Source organism: Demequina ureilytica (assembly GCF_048553575.1).
Classification (GTDB): Bacteria; Actinomycetota; Actinomycetes; order Actinomycetales; family Demequinaceae; genus Demequina.
In genome coordinates this window covers 1,374,084-1,388,986 of record NZ_JBLZIE010000001.1, presented here as the reverse complement: position 1 = coordinate 1,388,986, position 14,903 = coordinate 1,374,084, and the positions used below count along the sequence as shown (strand labels likewise).

Annotated in this window: 12 protein-coding genes; 7 read left to right on the top strand and 5 right to left on the bottom strand. The window is 67.5% G+C overall.

All coding sequences use genetic code 11. From position 1 onward, the window contains the following. Nucleotides 1-30: 30 nt before the first annotated feature. The 5 genes from ACNI3K_RS06405 to leuC form a co-directional block, all read right to left on the bottom strand. Complete coding sequence (locus ACNI3K_RS06405) at nucleotides 31-1,404, bottom strand: ABC transporter substrate-binding protein (RefSeq protein WP_419391007.1); 1,374 nt, start codon at nucleotides 1,402-1,404, stop codon at nucleotides 31-33. Between the two features lie 218 nt (nucleotides 1,405-1,622). Next, entirely contained in the window at nucleotides 1,623-2,621 is a 999-nt protein-coding gene (locus ACNI3K_RS06400) for a LacI family DNA-binding transcriptional regulator (protein WP_419391006.1), read from the bottom strand. A 73-nt stretch (nucleotides 2,622-2,694) separates the two neighbouring features. After that, the gene (locus ACNI3K_RS06395) at nucleotides 2,695-3,540 is read right to left on the bottom strand and encodes a CPBP family intramembrane glutamic endopeptidase (protein WP_419391005.1); all 846 of its coding nucleotides are present in this window, start codon (nucleotides 3,538-3,540) and stop codon (nucleotides 2,695-2,697) included. Nucleotides 3,541-3,923: 383 nt separating this feature from the next. Beyond that, on the bottom strand, nucleotides 3,924-4,565 hold the full coding sequence (gene leuD, locus ACNI3K_RS06390) for a 3-isopropylmalate dehydratase small subunit (RefSeq protein WP_419391115.1): 642 nt from the start codon (nucleotides 4,563-4,565) through the stop codon (nucleotides 3,924-3,926). A 13-nt stretch (nucleotides 4,566-4,578) separates the two neighbouring features. Continuing rightward, nucleotides 4,579-6,012 carry a 3-isopropylmalate dehydratase large subunit gene (leuC, locus tag ACNI3K_RS06385; protein ID WP_419391004.1) on the bottom strand — a complete coding sequence of 478 codons (1,434 nt, stop codon included), beginning with the start codon at nucleotides 6,010-6,012 and terminating at the stop codon, nucleotides 4,579-4,581. A 50-nt stretch (nucleotides 6,013-6,062) separates the two neighbouring features. Here leuC and ACNI3K_RS06380 point away from each other — a divergent pair, with 50 nt between their 5' ends. The 7 genes from ACNI3K_RS06380 to ACNI3K_RS06350 all read left to right on the top strand — a co-directional run bounded on the left by ACNI3K_RS06380 (nucleotide 6,063) and on the right by ACNI3K_RS06350 (nucleotide 14,901). Then, nucleotides 6,063-6,782 (top strand): IclR family transcriptional regulator, encoded by a 720-nt coding sequence (locus ACNI3K_RS06380; protein WP_419391003.1) that lies wholly within the window; start codon nucleotides 6,063-6,065, stop codon nucleotides 6,780-6,782. 213 nt (nucleotides 6,783-6,995) lie between these two features. Continuing rightward, nucleotides 6,996-10,277: a glycoside hydrolase family 9 protein gene (locus ACNI3K_RS06375; RefSeq protein WP_419391002.1), complete on the top strand. Its 3,282-nt coding sequence runs from the start codon at nucleotides 6,996-6,998 to the stop codon at nucleotides 10,275-10,277. Between the two features lie 128 nt (nucleotides 10,278-10,405). After that, complete coding sequence (locus tag ACNI3K_RS06370) at nucleotides 10,406-10,957, top strand: flavodoxin family protein (protein WP_419391001.1); 552 nt, start codon at nucleotides 10,406-10,408, stop codon at nucleotides 10,955-10,957. 140 nt (nucleotides 10,958-11,097) lie between these two features. Continuing rightward, a complete protein-coding gene (locus ACNI3K_RS06365; protein WP_419391000.1) occupies nucleotides 11,098-11,676 on the top strand; it encodes a D-glycero-alpha-D-manno-heptose-1,7-bisphosphate 7-phosphatase in 579 nt (192 codons plus the stop codon). Next, complete coding sequence (locus ACNI3K_RS06360) at nucleotides 11,661-12,929, top strand: glycosyltransferase (protein WP_419390999.1); 1,269 nt, start codon at nucleotides 11,661-11,663, stop codon at nucleotides 12,927-12,929. The genes ACNI3K_RS06365 and ACNI3K_RS06360 overlap by 16 nt, the downstream gene beginning before the upstream one ends. Next, complete coding sequence (locus tag ACNI3K_RS06355; protein WP_419390998.1) at nucleotides 12,926-13,558, top strand: D-sedoheptulose-7-phosphate isomerase; 633 nt, start codon at nucleotides 12,926-12,928, stop codon at nucleotides 13,556-13,558. Before ACNI3K_RS06360 ends, ACNI3K_RS06355 begins: the two co-directional genes overlap by 4 nt. Continuing rightward, entirely contained in the window at nucleotides 13,546-14,901 is a 1,356-nt protein-coding gene (locus ACNI3K_RS06350; protein ID WP_419390997.1) for a PfkB family carbohydrate kinase, read from the top strand. The genes ACNI3K_RS06355 and ACNI3K_RS06350 overlap by 13 nt, the downstream gene beginning before the upstream one ends. The last annotated feature ends 2 nt before the right edge of the window (nucleotides 14,902-14,903 follow it).

Sequence of the window (14,903 nt, the reverse complement as noted above, 5' to 3'; positions counted from 1 at the left end):
AGCCTTCCCCCCCCCCCCCGACCAGTGAGATCAGTTGACGGTGAATCCCTGAGTCTCGGCGTACTGGACGAGCGTCGCCTGCAGATCGTCCAGCGCTTGGTCCGAGTTCTTCTCCCCCTCGACCACCGCGAAGAGCTCCTCGGTCAGCTGGTCGTATGCGTAGTTCTGGAAAGGACTGAAGGTAAAGCCCTCGTACCCGGCAGCTGCTTCAAGGAAGACGTCCTTGTTGATCTGCTGCCCGTCGAAGAACGGGTACTCCAACTCGGCGAAGTACTCCGACTCCAGCATCGGCCTCCAGAGCGGGAACAGTGCAGCTTCTTGGATGCCGATCTCCCACGCCTCTTCGGTGCCGAAGATCTCCTTGGCGACGAGCGCCGCGGCTTCCGGGTCATCCGCCTGCGAGGTGACAGCGAAGGTCGAGCCGCCCCAGTTGATCTGCACCGGGTTGGCTGGGTCCCACTGCGGAACCGGAGCCGCGCGCCACTCGGCGCCCTCGTCAGCGTCCGACAGGCCCGCCAGATAGCCGGGTCCCCAGGCTGCCGCGATGTACACGGCGTAGGTGCCGTCGACGAGCTTGGTGTTGTAGTCGGCAGCGAAGGCGTCGTCCGTCGCGACCAGACCGCGCTCGACGAGGTCCGCCCAGTACGCGAGGACTTCCTTGGAGCCCTCGTCGTTGACGTCGATCCCGATGGTCTGCGGGTTCTCGCTGTCATAGACGAACGGCGTCGAACCTGCCTGGGCAAACAGAGCCTGGTTGAAGGCGCGGCCGTTGGTCGGGAAGTCGGCGAGCACGCCGGGCGCACCCGCATCGCTGAGCGCCTGAGCGGCCTCTGAGAACTCTTCCCACGTCTCCGGCACCTCAAGGCCGTACTCGTCGAAGATGTCCTTGCGGTACAGCATGCCCATCGGGCCGCCATCAACCGGCACCGCATACACGGCCTCGCCGCTCTTGACGTCGGACCATGCGCCCTCGGTGTAGTCGTCCTCGATGTCGTTGACGCCGTACTCAGTCAGGTCGACGAGCGCGTCCCTGATCGTGAAGCTCGACAGCACCTCGGCCTCGAGCATGATCACGTCAGGAGCACCCGATCCGGCTTCGATGGCAGTCGAGAACTTCGAGTATTCGTCGTTGCCCTGTCCAGCATTGGTCCAGCACACCTGGACGTCGTCATGCGTCTGATTGAACAGATCGACGACCGGCTCGAAGGACGGGTACCACGCCCACACGAGCACTTGCGTGGCGTCTTCGTTGACGATCTCGTTGGTGCACGCCTGGTCGGAACCGCCGTTCCCGCCAGCCTCGCCGGTTCCGCCGTTCTCGCCGTCGTCTCCCGACGAGCACGCGGCCAGCGTCGCTATGCCGAGCGCGGCAAGCCCCGTGGCTGCCATGAGTCTCGTGTTCATGTGGTGCTTCCTCTCGCGGTGTTCGACACCCTTGTCTGAATGCGATGGGGCCAGCCCGCTGGAAGCCACGTGAGTGACTCGGCGGTGAGCCCTAACTTGCTTGTACAACGTTGGAAAGTAAACGTTGTAAAGACATAGTGGGGCTGACGTGGGCGCGTGTCAACCGTTGAGCCGTGACTTTATGATTCTGTGACCTGCGCGTCGCAGAACGCCACACGTCAGCCGCGTGGAGCGGACTCGCGCTCGACGATCGAGAAGTCAGCGAGCCGCGTAACTGGCGTCGGCCGTTGACCTCGACCATGCGAGGCCAAGCGCGCGATGAGCGTCTCCACTGCCGTCCGCGCGATCCAATCCTGACCTGGGTGCACGCTCGTGAGGGAAGGCACTGAATAACGCACCTCCTCGATGTCGTCGAAGCCGACCACCGCCACGTCGTCGGGAATCCGCAGCCCGGCCTCGAGGAGCACCCGGACTGCTCCGAGAGCGAGCGTGTCATTGAGCCCGAAAACCGCGTCGAAGTCCACCCCTGACCGAAGTAGCGCCCGCATCGTCTCCGCGCCGTTCGCGCGGTGCCATTGCCCGGTGTAGCCCACCAGAGCGGGGTCAACTTGTAGGCCCGCCCCCTCAAGGGCGGCACGGTAGCCCGCGAACCGCAGCCCCGCCGAGCCGATGACCTCACCCTCGTGGGCGCCGATGATCGCGATCCGACGGCGACCGGATGCGAGCAGGTACTCCGTCGCGGCGCGAGCGGCGTCCTGATTGCGCATGGTCACGTGGTCGGCCGGGCCGTCGAAGATTCGCTCGCCGAGCAGCACCAGCGGGTATGGGACATCGAGCGCGGGAGCATCGTCCTGACTCATGCCGAGAGGGCTGAAGATCAGGCCGTCGCTCGACTGGCGACGGGGACTACGGAGCAGTTCGAGCTCACGATCGCGATCCCCGCCCGTGTGCTCCAGCTGGACGATGAGCCCTGCTGCCTCGGCGGCCTCGATGACCTGCGCCGCGAGTTCGGCGAAGTACGCCAGGCCCATGTCGGGAAGGGCCAAAGTGATGGCGCCGGAACGTCCGGCGCGCAGATTGCGCGCGGTGAGATTGGGCGTGTATCCGAGCTCCGCGACGGCAGCCTCGACGCGCTCGCGCGTCGCGGGACGGATGTGCGGGTAGCCGTTGATCACGTTGGAGACGGTCTTGATGGACACGCCTGCGAGCTGTGCCACTTCCCGCAGCGTCGGCGTCATAGTCCCTGCCCCTCAGTTCGTGGCATTCAGGCTACAACGTTGCAGGCTGCAACTAGCGCCCCGGCACGGTGATGAAGAAGTTGAACAAGTCCGGATGATGAGCGTGCACGAGCACCGCGAACACCACCGCGTCGAACAGCAGATGCACCGTGATGACGTACGGCAGCGACTTGTAGCGCGAGAAGATCCACGCCTGGATGAGCGCGAACGGGATAGTCAGCAGCGGCCCCCACTCGCGGTAGCCGAGCTCCCACAAGAAGGACACGAACACCAGCGACTGAAGGATGTTCGCGAGCCACATCGGGAAGTGCCGCCTGAGCAGGGCGAACACGGTGCAGATGAAGAACAGCTCGTCCCAGATCCCGACGGCGTTCACGCCCATGAACAGTCGTGCGATCTCGTTGCCGCCGGTGATCTCCGGCCAGTTCATGTACGCGCCCGAGCCGATGAAGTAGAACGGCAGGATCAGGTAGCCCGCGACGATCACGAACACGAGGTACCACCACTGGGCCTTGGTCCACCTCACCCCCGTATTCACGGGGAACTTCACCGCGTCGTGCTTCAGCCAGTAGCGCGCGAGCGCCCATGGCACCAGCACGGCCAGCGACAGCACGACGGCGAACCGCGTGATCCCGGCGTCGGACAGGTCGGCCTCGAGCGAGATCGTCGAGATGATCAGTTGGCCGATCGCGATCAGGCTGAGGTCCTTGGCGAGGCTGCGGTCGATGAGGAAGGCCAGCAGCACGCCCGCGATCAGCGGGACGTAGCCCAGCGGACGCTCGTGAATCGCGAACAGCAGCACCGCGGCGCCGCACACCATCGCGGCAGCCGCGACGCGCCCCACCGTTCTTGCGTCGGCGCGCAGGGATGCAGTCTCAACCGGGACTTGAGAAGTCATGGTGTAGAGCATCCCATGCCCGCCTGGGTGGGCCCACTCTTGCCCCCGCACCCGCGCGTCCGCACTGTTTGCGCACCCTTCCTCGCGGCCGTCCCCGAACTAGGCAAGCCATGCTCACGTTCGACGGAGTTCGTCGACCTGGAGGCAAGCCATGCTCAAACGCCCACGCTGACTGACGGCTGGCGTCGCGACAGACGTCACGTGACCGTCACTTGCCTCGTGAGCGCCCACACGCGGATGCGCATGGGCGCCACTTGCCTAGTTCGGAGCGGGCGAGCGGCCGATGCGGTCACTGGCTCGGCGCGTAGTCGCACCGACTCTTCCTACAGCACGCACCCTGAGGACGAACCGTGTACAGAACCTTCCTACAGGCGAAGGAACTGTCAGGCGTCGACCGCGCGGGCTGCCTCCACGTGGAAGTCCGGCTCCGTCTTGGCAGGCAGCGTCTTGGGGCGCCACGAGCCGCGGGTCTTCTCGAAGGCCGTGATGTCCTCTTCGTGCTTGAGGGTCAGGCTGATGTCGTCGAGCCCCTCGAGCAGGCGCCAGCGCACGTAGTCGTCGATCTCGAAGGGAACGGTGAGCTCGCCGCACGTGACGGTGCGGTCCTCGAGGGACACGGTGATCTGCTTGCCGGGCTCGGCCTCGAGCAGCTTCCAGATCAGCTCGATGTTCTCTTGCGTCACGATGCCGGTGACGAGGCCCTGCTTGCCCGAGTTGCCGCGGAAGATGTCCGCGAAGCGCGGGGCGAGCACGACCTTGAAGCCGTAGTCCTTGAGCGCCCAAACGGCGTGCTCGCGGGACGAGCCGGTGCCAAAGTCGGGGCCCGTGACCAGCACGGAGCCCTGCTTGTAGGCCTCCTGGTTAAGGACGAACGAATCATCCCCACGCCAGGCCGCGAACAGCGCGTCCTCGAAGCCCGTGCGCGTCACTCGCTTGAGGTAGACGGCGGGGATGATCTGGTCGGTGTCGACGTTGGAACGGCGCAGCGGGACGCCGATGCCGGTGTGGGTGGTGATCTTCTCCATCATGGCTGGCTCCTTAGGCCGGGGTGCCGACGAGCACGTCGGCATCCTCGAGGTCGGCGGGGCTGGACAGGGTGCCGCGGACGGCGGTAGCGGCGGCGATGAGCGGGCTCACCAGGTGGGTGCGGCCGCCCTTGCCCTGGCGCCCCTCGAAGTTGCGGTTCGAGGTGGACGCGGCACGTTCCTTGGGCTTCAGCTGGTCCGGGTTCATGCCGAGGCACATGGAGCAGCCGGCGTTGCGCCACTCGGCGCCGAAGTCGAGGAACACCTGATCCAGGCCCTCCTGCTCGGCCTGCAGGCGCACGCGCGCCGAGCCGGGAACGACGAGCATGCGAGTGTTCGGCGCCTTGGTGCGGCCCTGGATGATCGCGGCGGCGGCGCGCAGGTCCTCGATCCGGCCGTTGGTGCACGAGCCCAGGAACACGGTGTCGATCGCCAGCTCGCGCAGCGGCTGACCGGGCTCGAGCCCCATGTAGACCAGCGCGTTCTCGGCGGCCTCGCGCTCGTCTGCGTCCGCGATCTCCTCGGGGTTGGGGATCGAGGCGCTGAGCGGCAGCCCTTGACCGGGGTTGGTGCCCCAGGTGACGAAGGGCTCCAGCTCGCTCGCGTCGAGGTTCACCTCGGTGTCGAAGACGGCGTCGTCGTCCGTGACGAGTGTGCGCCAGTACTCGACGGCCTCGTCCCAGTCCGCTCCCTCGGGGGCGTGCGGGCGGCCCTTGACGTACTCGAAGGTCGTCTCGTCCGGGGCGATGAGTCCCGCGCGGGCCCCTGCCTCGATGGACATGTTGCAGATGGTCATCCGCGCCTCCATCGACAGGGACCGGATCGCCTCGCCGCGGTACTCAAGCACGTAGCCCTGCCCGCCGCCGGTGCCGATCTTCGCGATCACGGCGAGGATGATGTCCTTCGCGGTGCTGCCCTCGGGCAGAGCGCCGTCGACGTTGATCGCCATCGTCTTGAACTCCTTGAGCGGCAGCGTCTGCGTGGCGAGCACGTGCTCGACCTCGGAGGTGCCGATGCCGAACGCAAGCGCACCGAACGCGCCGTGCGTCGAGGTGTGCGAGTCGCCGCACACGACCGTCATGCCGGGCATGGTCAGCCCCAGCTGCGGTCCCACGACGTGGACGATCCCCTGGTCGGCGTCGCCCAGCGAGTGGATGCGCACGCCGAACTCCTTCGCGTTATTGCGAAGCGTGTCGACCTGCGTGCGGCTAGTGAGGTCCGCGATCGGCTTGTCGATGTCGAGCGTGGGGGTGTTGTGGTCCTCGGTCGCGATGGTGAGGTCCGGCCTGCGAACCTCGCGCCCGGCGAGCCGCAGTCCCTCGAAGGCCTGCGGGCTCGTGACCTCGTGACACATGTGGAGGTCGATGTAGATGAGGTCCGGCGCGCCGTCCTCTCCCTTGCGGACCAGGTGATCGGCCCACAGCTTCTCTGCCAGGGTGTTGCCCATTTCAACCTCCGTGCTCGACATCTCACATTTTGAGACGCTAGTATCGCTCTATGGACAATCATAGCGGCGTCGGCGTCGTTGACAAGACGGCAGCGATACTTGGTGCACTCGAGCAGGGGCCCGCTACCCTCGCCGAGCTGGTGACGACCACCCACCTCGCCCGTCCGACCGTGCACAGGCTCGCCCTCGCGCTCGAGCACCACCACCTCGTCGGCCGCGATCCGAGCGGCGCCTTCATCCTGGGGCGTCGGTTCTCCGAGCTCGCCGCAACGGTGGGCGAGGATCGCCTGGTCTCGGCCGCACTGCCGGTGCTGACCACGCTGCGCGACCGCACAGGCGAGTCGAGCCAGCTCTACCGCCCGCACGGTGACCAACGCATCTGCATCGCGGCGGTCGACCGTCCCGTCGGACTGCGGGACTCGATCCCCGTCGGCACCACCATGACCATGGGTGCCGGTTCTGCCGCCAAGGTGCTGCTCGCGTGGGACGAGTCTCCCCGCGTTCATCACGCCCTCGCGCACGCGAACTTCACGGCCGCAGACCTCGCCGCGGTCCGCGAGGCCGGGCACGCCGAGAGTGCAGGCGAGCGCGAGGCAGGTGTCTCATCCGTCTCCGCGCCCGTGTGGGGAACGGCCGGCACCGTGATCGCCGCCGTGTCGATCTCCGGCCCCATCGAGAGGCTCACGGGCCACCCCGCGGCGGCCCACGCATCGGCCGTCATGGACGCGGCGCGCCAGCTGAGCGACGTGCTGCGGCGCACTGACCACTAGCGCCCTCCTCTCCATGCGGCCGATGCGCAGGTGAGCGAGCGCTCGCCGTCGCCGTCGCCGTCGGGTGTATACCAGTGAAGCGCCTGACAGATGGCGTATTTCCGGATGTTAACGCTCAGTCTCGTGCGCATCGAAACGTTTCTTGCTAGATTCCGGTTACCCGACTCGGATCGTTTCGATTGGGTACTCGTCGAGAGCTCAAAGGAGAGCACTGTGAACAGAGCCGCGCCAAGACGCGCCACTATCGCCGCGGCAGGTGCCGCCGTCCTCGTCGCCGTCGGACTCGCGCCAGCGAGCGCAGATGTCCTCAACGGCGACTTCGAGACCACCATTGACCCATGGTGGACCACCCCCAACCTCACCGACAGCGCGACCATCGACTCGGGCGCGCTGTGCGTCGATGTCCCGGGAGGCACTACCAACCCGTGGGACGCAATCGTCGGCCAAGACGCGCTCGACCTCTCCCCTGGCGACTATGTGTTCGGCTTCGACGCGTCGTCGTCGACAGGCGCCGGCACCGCAGTAGGGCTCGTGCAGTTCCCCGATGAGCCGTACACACAGCTCGCCAACGCGACGGAGCCGCTGACCACCGAGATGGTGCGCTACGAGACGGCCTTCACCGTCGACGAGGACCTCACGGGCCTGCAGACGGCCTTCCAGGTCGGCGGCGCGAGTGAGTCCTGGACCTTCTGCGTGGACAACGTCTCCGTGGCCCCACCTGGCATCGAGCAGGTCCTCAACGGCACCTTCGACGACGACCTCACCGGCTGGACGCACTACGGGTTCGTCGAGGACACCGCTCGCGTCGAGGACGGCGTGTTCTGTGCGACGGTGCCCGCAGGCACCACGAACCCGTGGGACGTGGCGATCCACCAGGACCTCGAGCTGATCGCGAGTGACTACCTGTTCAGCTTCGACGCCGCTGCTGCTGGGCCCGTGCGGGCGATCGTTCAGCAAGAGGGCGGGGCTTACGCGTCGTATGGAGAGATCGCGGCCGGCAACGATGCCGAGTGGACTCGCTACGAGACATCGCACCAGGCGAACGACGATCCGGTTGATCCGCGACTCGGCTTCCAGCTCGGCGGTTCCGACTCCGAGTGGGAGTTCTGCCTCGACAACGTCTCCTACCTGGGCGGCGTGTCGGTTGAGCCCTACGAGCCGGAGACTGGTCCGCGCGTACGAGTGAACCAGGTGGGCTATCTCGCTCATGGCCCCAAGGGGGCCACTCTCGTCACCGACGAGACCGCGCCCGTCGCATGGGAGCTGCGCGACAGCGCCGATGCGGTGGTCGCCTCAGGCTCGACGTCACCGCTCGGGGTCGACGAGTCCGCAGGGATGAACGTGCACGCCGTCGACTTCTCCGATGTCACCGAGTCGGGCGAGTACACGCTGACCGCTGACGGCGAGACGTCGTACGCGTTCGAGATCGGCACGGACGCCTACCAGCAGCTGCGCTACGACTCCCTCAACTACTTTTACCTCGCGCGCTCCGGCATCGAGATCGATGGAGCGATCGTGGGTGAGGACTACGCGCGAGCCGCAGGCCACGTGTCGTCTCCTGCTGACGGCAACGTGAACCAAGGCGACCTCGACGTCCCCTGCCAGAACGCGACGGATGTCGCTGCGGTCTACACCGATTCCTACGGGTGGGACGGGTGCGACTACACGCTCGACGTGGTGGGCGGCTGGTACGACGCTGGCGATCACGGCAAGTACGTGGTGAACGGCGGCATCTCGACTGCACAGCTGCTGGGCACATACGAGCGCTCCACCATCGCCGATGCGGCCGCCCCTGGCGCGCTTGGGGACGACACCCTCAACCTGCCGGAGACGGGCAACGACGTTCCTGACGTGCTCGACGAGGCGCGCTGGCAGCTCGAGTTCATGCTCGCCATGCAGGTGCCCCAGGGCGCGCAGTTCGAGGGAATGGTCCACCACAAGATCCACGACGACGGCTGGACCGGACTGCCGCTCATGCCGGCGAACGATGCTCAGGTGCGCGAGCTGCACCGGCCGTCGACGGCAGCGACCCTCAACGTGGCGGCTACCGCTGCTCAAGGCGCACGGCTGTACGCCGATTACGACCAGGCCTTCGCGGACGAGCTTCTCGCTGCGGCGGAGTCGACGTGGCAGGCGGCGCTCGGCACCCCGGATCTGTACGCCCCCGCGGCAGACGGCGCTGATGGCGGCGGACCCTACGATGACGACGACGTCACCGACGAGTTCTACTGGGCGGCGGCCGAGCTGTTCCTCACCACGGGCGAGAGCCAGTACGAGGATTTCTTGCTCGACTCCCCAATCCACGAGGCGGACTCGTTCCCGACCGACGCATTTAGTTGGGACGCGCTCGACGCCATCGCCAAGATGAACCTCGCCACCGTGGACAGCGACTTCTCCGAGCGGAACGAGATCACCGCTCAGGTGGTGGCGGGTGCCGACGGGATCCTCGCGGTGCAGCAGGGCCAGGAGTTTGGCCTAGCACTGCCCGATGACGGCTTCGTGTGGGGATCCAACTCCCAGGTGCTGAACAACCAGGTGGTGCTCGGCACCGCGTTCGACATCACGGGCCACAGGCCCTACGCGGACGCCGCGATCGAGTCGATGGACTACCTGCTGGGCCGCAATGCGCTCAACTGGTCCTACATCACGGGCTACGGCGAGGTCAGCAGCCAGAACCAGCACTCGCGCTGGTTCGCCAACCAGCTGAACGCCGAACTCCCCAACCCGCCCGCGGGTTCGGTAGCGGGCGGGCCCAACACCCAGACGGGCACGTGGGACCCCACGTTCTCGGCGCTCTACCCCAATCAGGACTGTGCCCCGCAGCGGTGCTACGTGGACCACATCCAGTCCTGGGCGACCAACGAGATCACCGTCAACTGGAACTCGGCGCTCAGCTGGGTGGCATCGTGGATGGCGGACGTCGAGCAGGCCGACAGGATCGGCAACCCGCCGTTCCCCGACGTGTCCGTCGGACTCGAGCACTACGAGGCAATCGAGTGGATGTGGCGCAACGGGTACGCGAGGGGATTCAACGACGGCACGTTCCGGCCGTTCGCCCCCATCACTCGCGACGCGGTTGCGGCATTCATGTTCCGACTCGCCGACCCCGAGGGCTACGTGGCGCCCGAGACATCGCACTTCACGGACGTCACCGAGGACAACACGGAGTTCTACACCGAGATCAACTGGATGTACGACGCCGGCCTCTCCACGGGTTGGTCGGACGGCACGTTCCGACCTGAGGACGAAACCACGCGCGACGCGATGGCGGCGTTCCTCTTCAGGCACCTCGACCCCGAGGGCTACGTCGCGCCCGAGACATCGCACTTCACGGACGTCACCGAGGACAACACGGAGTTCTACACCGAGATCAACTGGATGTACGACGCCGGCCTCTCCACGGGTTGGTCGGACGGCACGTTCCGACCTGAGGAAGAGACCACGCGGGACGCGTACTCCGCGTTCCTCTACCGGATGATGACCTCCGTGGCCTGACCTTCTGCACGACCGCGCGGCGCGTCGCTCCTTTTGGCGCGGCGTGCCGCGCGGCGTTGTGGCTGCCTTTCCGAGCGGTGGGACCTAGGTCCATGGCAGAACCTCCCCAAAAGGCGTATACCGGGAACATGGACACCGTCGTCGTATACGAGTCGCTTTGGGGCAACACCGCCGCCATCGCGCAAGCCATCGCGCGAGGTCTCGGAAACGGTGCCGTCGCGCTCACCACGGACCGGGCCACGCCATCAGTCGTCGAACGCGCGCGGCTCATCGTCGTCGGTTCCCCGGTCCATGCGATGAACCTCCCTACGGACGCCTCGCGCGCCTCTGCGACCGCCAAGGTGTACGGACGCCCGGGGCTCCACGCCGACGTGAGCCACCCCTCGATTCGGGAGTGGCTCGACAACGTGCCTCCAGGCGAGCGGTACTGCGCGGCGTTCGAGACCGGCATCCGCGGACCGCTAGGGCACGGTGCCGCCCGCGCCGTCATCGGCCGCCTCACGGACCTCGGCTGCGTGCCTCTCGACGAGCCTCACACGTTCACCGTTGCGCTCGTCACTGGCTCCGCAGAACCCGGCGCCCTGCTCCTCGGCGGCCAGGAGGAGAAGGCGATGCACTGGGGCGAACATCTCGCCGCCGCCCTGGCAGCCCAGGGGCCCGAGGGCGTACACGCACCCTAGTTCTCTAGCGAGCATCTCCCGCGACGGCGGGCGCGCGACATCGTCCCTTGAGCGCCCCTTCGCAAGCCTGTGCCTGCGGCTCTCCCGCTCACTTCTCGCACGCCACGTTTGGTGAGCGGATGCTCGGGTACGAGTTCTCCATGACGCCCTATGTCCGTTTTGTGCGCGGAATACTCTTCGACCGCGATGACACGCTGGTCGTGGATGTGCCCTGGAACGGCGATCCGGACGCCGTCGACCCGATGCCGACCGCCGCGCAGGCGGTGTCGCTCGCACGCTCGCGGGGGCTCAAGGTAGGAGTCGCCACCAACCAGTCCGGCATCGGCCGGGGCCTGCTGACACCCGCTCAGGTCGACGCCGTCAACGCCCGCGTCGAGGCGCTGCTGGGACCGTTCGACGGATGGTTCGTCTGCCCGCACGCACCCGGAGATGGCTGTGACTGTCGCAAGCCCGCGCCGGGGCTGATCTTGAGCGCTGCCAGGTCTTGGCGCATGGATGCGAATGACATCGCGATGATCGGCGACATCGGTGCCGACGTGGAAGCGGCGGGTGCCGCCGGTGCCGCCGGCGTGCTCGTGCCGACGCCGAGCACGCGCGCACAGGAGGTTGACGCTGCCCGCACGGTTGCGACGAGTGTCCTCGCAGCGGTCCAGCAACTGATCGATGGCATCGACGACACACAGGAGACAGAGAAGGGGAACCCATGCGCATTGCGATGATCTCGGAGCACGCCAGTCCACTCGCGGCGCTTGGCGGCGCCGATGCGGGCGGCCAGAACGTCCACGTGGCGGCCCTCTCGGCGGCCCTCGCGCGGCGAGGCCACGACGTCACGGTGTACACCCGGCGTGACGACCCGGCGCTGCCCGCCCGCGTGGGGGCGAGCCCAGGTGTCGAGGTGGTGCACGTCGACGCCGGTCCCGCCCACCACATCCCGCGCGACGAGCTCCACCCGCACATGGACGAGTTCGGGGACCGGGTCGCTCGCCACTGGCACAAGGACCGTCCCGACGTAGTTCACGCTCACTTCTGGATGTCAGGCATCGCAGCCCGGCGAGCGGTTGAACGTCACGGCGCCCCCATCCCCGTGATTCAGACGTTTCACGCGCTCGGTGTCGTCAAGCGCCGCCACCAGGGCCGTGACGACACCAGTCCGCCGGAGCGGATCGACCGGGAGCGCGAGTTGGGGCTCGCCGCTGACGGCGTCATCGCCACATGCTCCGACGAGGTCTTCGAGTTGCGCGCCATGGGAGTCGCGGGGGAACACGTCTCCGTCGCACCGTGCGGCGTCGACATCGACCTCTTCGCGGTTGACGATGTCGTCAAGCCGCGCCCAGGCGCCGCCATTCGAGTCGCCAGCGTAGGTCGGCTGGTGCCTCGTAAGGGCGTCGAGACCGTGATCCAGGCACTCGCGTGGCTCCACGGCCACTACCGCCGCAACGTCGAACTGCACATCCTCGGCGGAGCTGGCGACGCGGAACAGACCAAGCGCGACGCCGAATGCGCCCGACTACTGGACCTCGCCGCCTCACTCGGAGTCGCCGATCGGGTCATCGTGCACGGTCAGGTGCCCCACCACCGCCTCCCCGACGCGCTGCGTTCGATGGACATGGTCGCGTGCATGCCCTGGTACGAGCCCTTCGGCATCGTTCCGTTGGAGGCGATGGCCTGCCGTGTCCCAGTCGTGGCAGCCGCGACCGGGGGGCTCACCGACACGGTCGTGGACGGCCGGACGGGCCTACTGGTGCCACCGGGCAGCGTCGCAAGCTTGGCGACCGCCATCGCACGCCTCGCAGACAACCCAGCCCTGCGTGCGGAGTTGGGGCGTCGCGGCCGTGAGCGCGTGGAGCAGAAGTTCACCTGGGAGCGGGTCGCCGAGCTGACGGAGAAGGCCTACGCCGGCGCAAGCGCTCGGAAGAGAGCGAGCGCCAGCAGCGTCGGTGCCCTTGAGGCGACAGGGTCGGTGCGGTCATGACCGCGGCCGTGCCGGTCTCCCGCATCGCACCCCAGCGGAGCCGCGCCGAGGCCTTGGTCGCCGACCATCTCCACGCGATCGATACCCCACTCGCAAGCCTGCGCAACGCAAGCGGCCAGATCGCCCGGTGGGGCGTGACACTCGCGCAGCGGCTGTCCGCGGGAGGGCGGCTGCTCGTCGCCGGCAATGGGGGCTCGGCGGCCGAGGCCCAGCATCTGACGGCAGAGCTGGTGGGCCGCTTTGACGGCAACCGGCCGGCCTATTCTGCGATCGCGCTCACGTCCGAGACCTCGTCGCTGACCGCCATCGGCAACGACTACGGTTTCGAGGACGTATTCGCGCGCCAGGTTGAGGCGCATGGACGGCGAGGTGACATCCTGCTGCTGCTGTCCACCAGCGGGCGCAGTCCGAACCTGCTGACGGCCGCCCATGCGGCCCGGCGGTCGCACCTGACGTCATGGGCGATCACCGGTGCCGCCCCGAACCCGCTCGCACGAGCGGTGGACGACGCCTTGGTACTTGAAGGAGCGTCGCCCTCGATACAAGAGGTGGAGCTCGTGGCGATCCATGCACTGTGCCGCGCCTTCGACGACGCCGTTGGCTTTGGGGGTGGCGCATGCGAATCGTAGTGGTGGGGGACGCACTGCTGGACGTTGACATCCAGGGCTCAAGCTCGCGCCTTATGCCGGACGCACCCGTGCCGGTTGTCGACGTGGAGGGCCGCGACGTGCGCGCCGGAGGCGCCGGGCTTGCCGCTCGCCTTCTCGCAGACGATGGCCATGAGGTCACGCTGGTGAGCCGCATGGGCATGGACCGCGCGGCGGACGATCTGCGCGCGGCGCTGAAAGGCGTGCGTCTCATCTCGGACACGGGTCCTGCCAGCACACCCGTCAAGACACGTGTGCGGGCTGAGGGGCACGCGATCGCTCGCCTGGACGTCGGCAACGGTCGGGAGGCTCCTCCCTTCACGTGCACGCCCGAGATGACGAGTGCTGTCGCCACGGCGGATGCGGTGCTTGTCTCGGACTACGGCCGCGGCGTCGCGAACTGTCACGAGCTGAGGCAGGTGATCGAGCAGGCGACGAGGACCGTGCCGGTGGTGTGGGACCCCCACCCGAAAGGGCCCGCCCCGGTGGCGGGCGTAGCAGTCGCGGTACCGAATGCCAGCGAGGCTGCTGGTGCCTCGGGGCGTAGCACTGCCTCGCTCGGTGAGGCGATCGAGAGCGCGCGGCGGCTCCGTCGGCTGTGGAGGGCGAAGGCAGTTGCCGTCACTCGTGGAGCTCAAGGAGCCGTGCTCTGTGACGCGGATGGCAGGGGAACCGCTCTCGCCGTCCCCGGAACTCCGCTCGCCGTAGCCGACCCTTGCGGAGCAGGCGACCGGCTTGCGTCTGCCCTTGTCGCACAACTAGCCGTCGGCGCGACTGCAGCCGATGGCCTGACCACCGCTGTGACGGTGGCGCGGGACTTCCTCGCAGCCGGCGGCGTCAATGCGCGCCACCCCGCCCCCGCGGCCATCGTCGAGGACTGCGCGACCGTCGTTCAGCGTGTTCGGGCTGCGGGAGGCACGGTGGTCGCCACCGGCGGTTGCTTCGACATTCTTCACGCGGGCCACGCGCGCACGTTGGAGGCGGCCCGCTCCCTCGGCGACTGCCTGATCGTGTGCATGAACTCAGACGATTCGGTGAAGCGCCTCAAGGGCCCGTCTCGCCCACTGATGGCGCAGCACGATCGGGCGGCGTTGTTGCATGCGCTCGCGTGCGTGGACGGCGTATGGATCTTCGACGACGATTCTCCGGAGTCCTCGCTTGAGTACCTGCGTCCCGACGTGTGGGTCAAGGGAGGCGACTACGTCGGACAAGAGCTTCCTGAGGCCCGCACCATGGCCCGCTGGGGTGGCACCGTGGCGGCGGTGCCGTTCGTGGCCGGGCTCTCCACCACCCACTACGCCGATGCCCTCGCGCGCGGCGACTGACG

What these genes read in the sequence shown, in the direction of transcription:
- ACNI3K_RS06405 (WP_419391007.1), bottom strand. Translation starts at nt 1,404, where the DNA reads ATGAACACGAGACTCATGGCAGCCACGGGGCTTGCCGCGCTCGGCATA.
- ACNI3K_RS06395 (WP_419391005.1), bottom strand. Translation starts at nt 3,540, where the DNA reads ATGACTTCTCAAGTCCCGGTTGAGACTGCATCCCTGCGCGCCGACGCA.
- leuD (WP_419391115.1), bottom strand. Translation starts at nt 4,565, where the DNA reads ATGGAGAAGATCACCACCCACACCGGCATCGGCGTCCCGCTGCGCCGT.
- leuC (WP_419391004.1), bottom strand. Translation starts at nt 6,012, where the DNA reads ATGGGCAACACCCTGGCAGAGAAGCTGTGGGCCGATCACCTGGTCCGC.
- ACNI3K_RS06380 (WP_419391003.1), top strand. Translation starts at nt 6,063, where the DNA reads ATGGACAATCATAGCGGCGTCGGCGTCGTTGACAAGACGGCAGCGATA.
- ACNI3K_RS06370 (WP_419391001.1), top strand. Translation starts at nt 10,406, where the DNA reads ATGGACACCGTCGTCGTATACGAGTCGCTTTGGGGCAACACCGCCGCC.
- ACNI3K_RS06365 (WP_419391000.1), top strand. Translation starts at nt 11,098, where the DNA reads ATGACGCCCTATGTCCGTTTTGTGCGCGGAATACTCTTCGACCGCGAT.
- ACNI3K_RS06360 (WP_419390999.1), top strand. Translation starts at nt 11,661, where the DNA reads ATGCGCATTGCGATGATCTCGGAGCACGCCAGTCCACTCGCGGCGCTT.
- ACNI3K_RS06355 (WP_419390998.1), top strand. Translation starts at nt 12,926, where the DNA reads ATGACCGCGGCCGTGCCGGTCTCCCGCATCGCACCCCAGCGGAGCCGC.
- ACNI3K_RS06350 (WP_419390997.1), top strand. Translation starts at nt 13,546, where the DNA reads ATGCGAATCGTAGTGGTGGGGGACGCACTGCTGGACGTTGACATCCAG.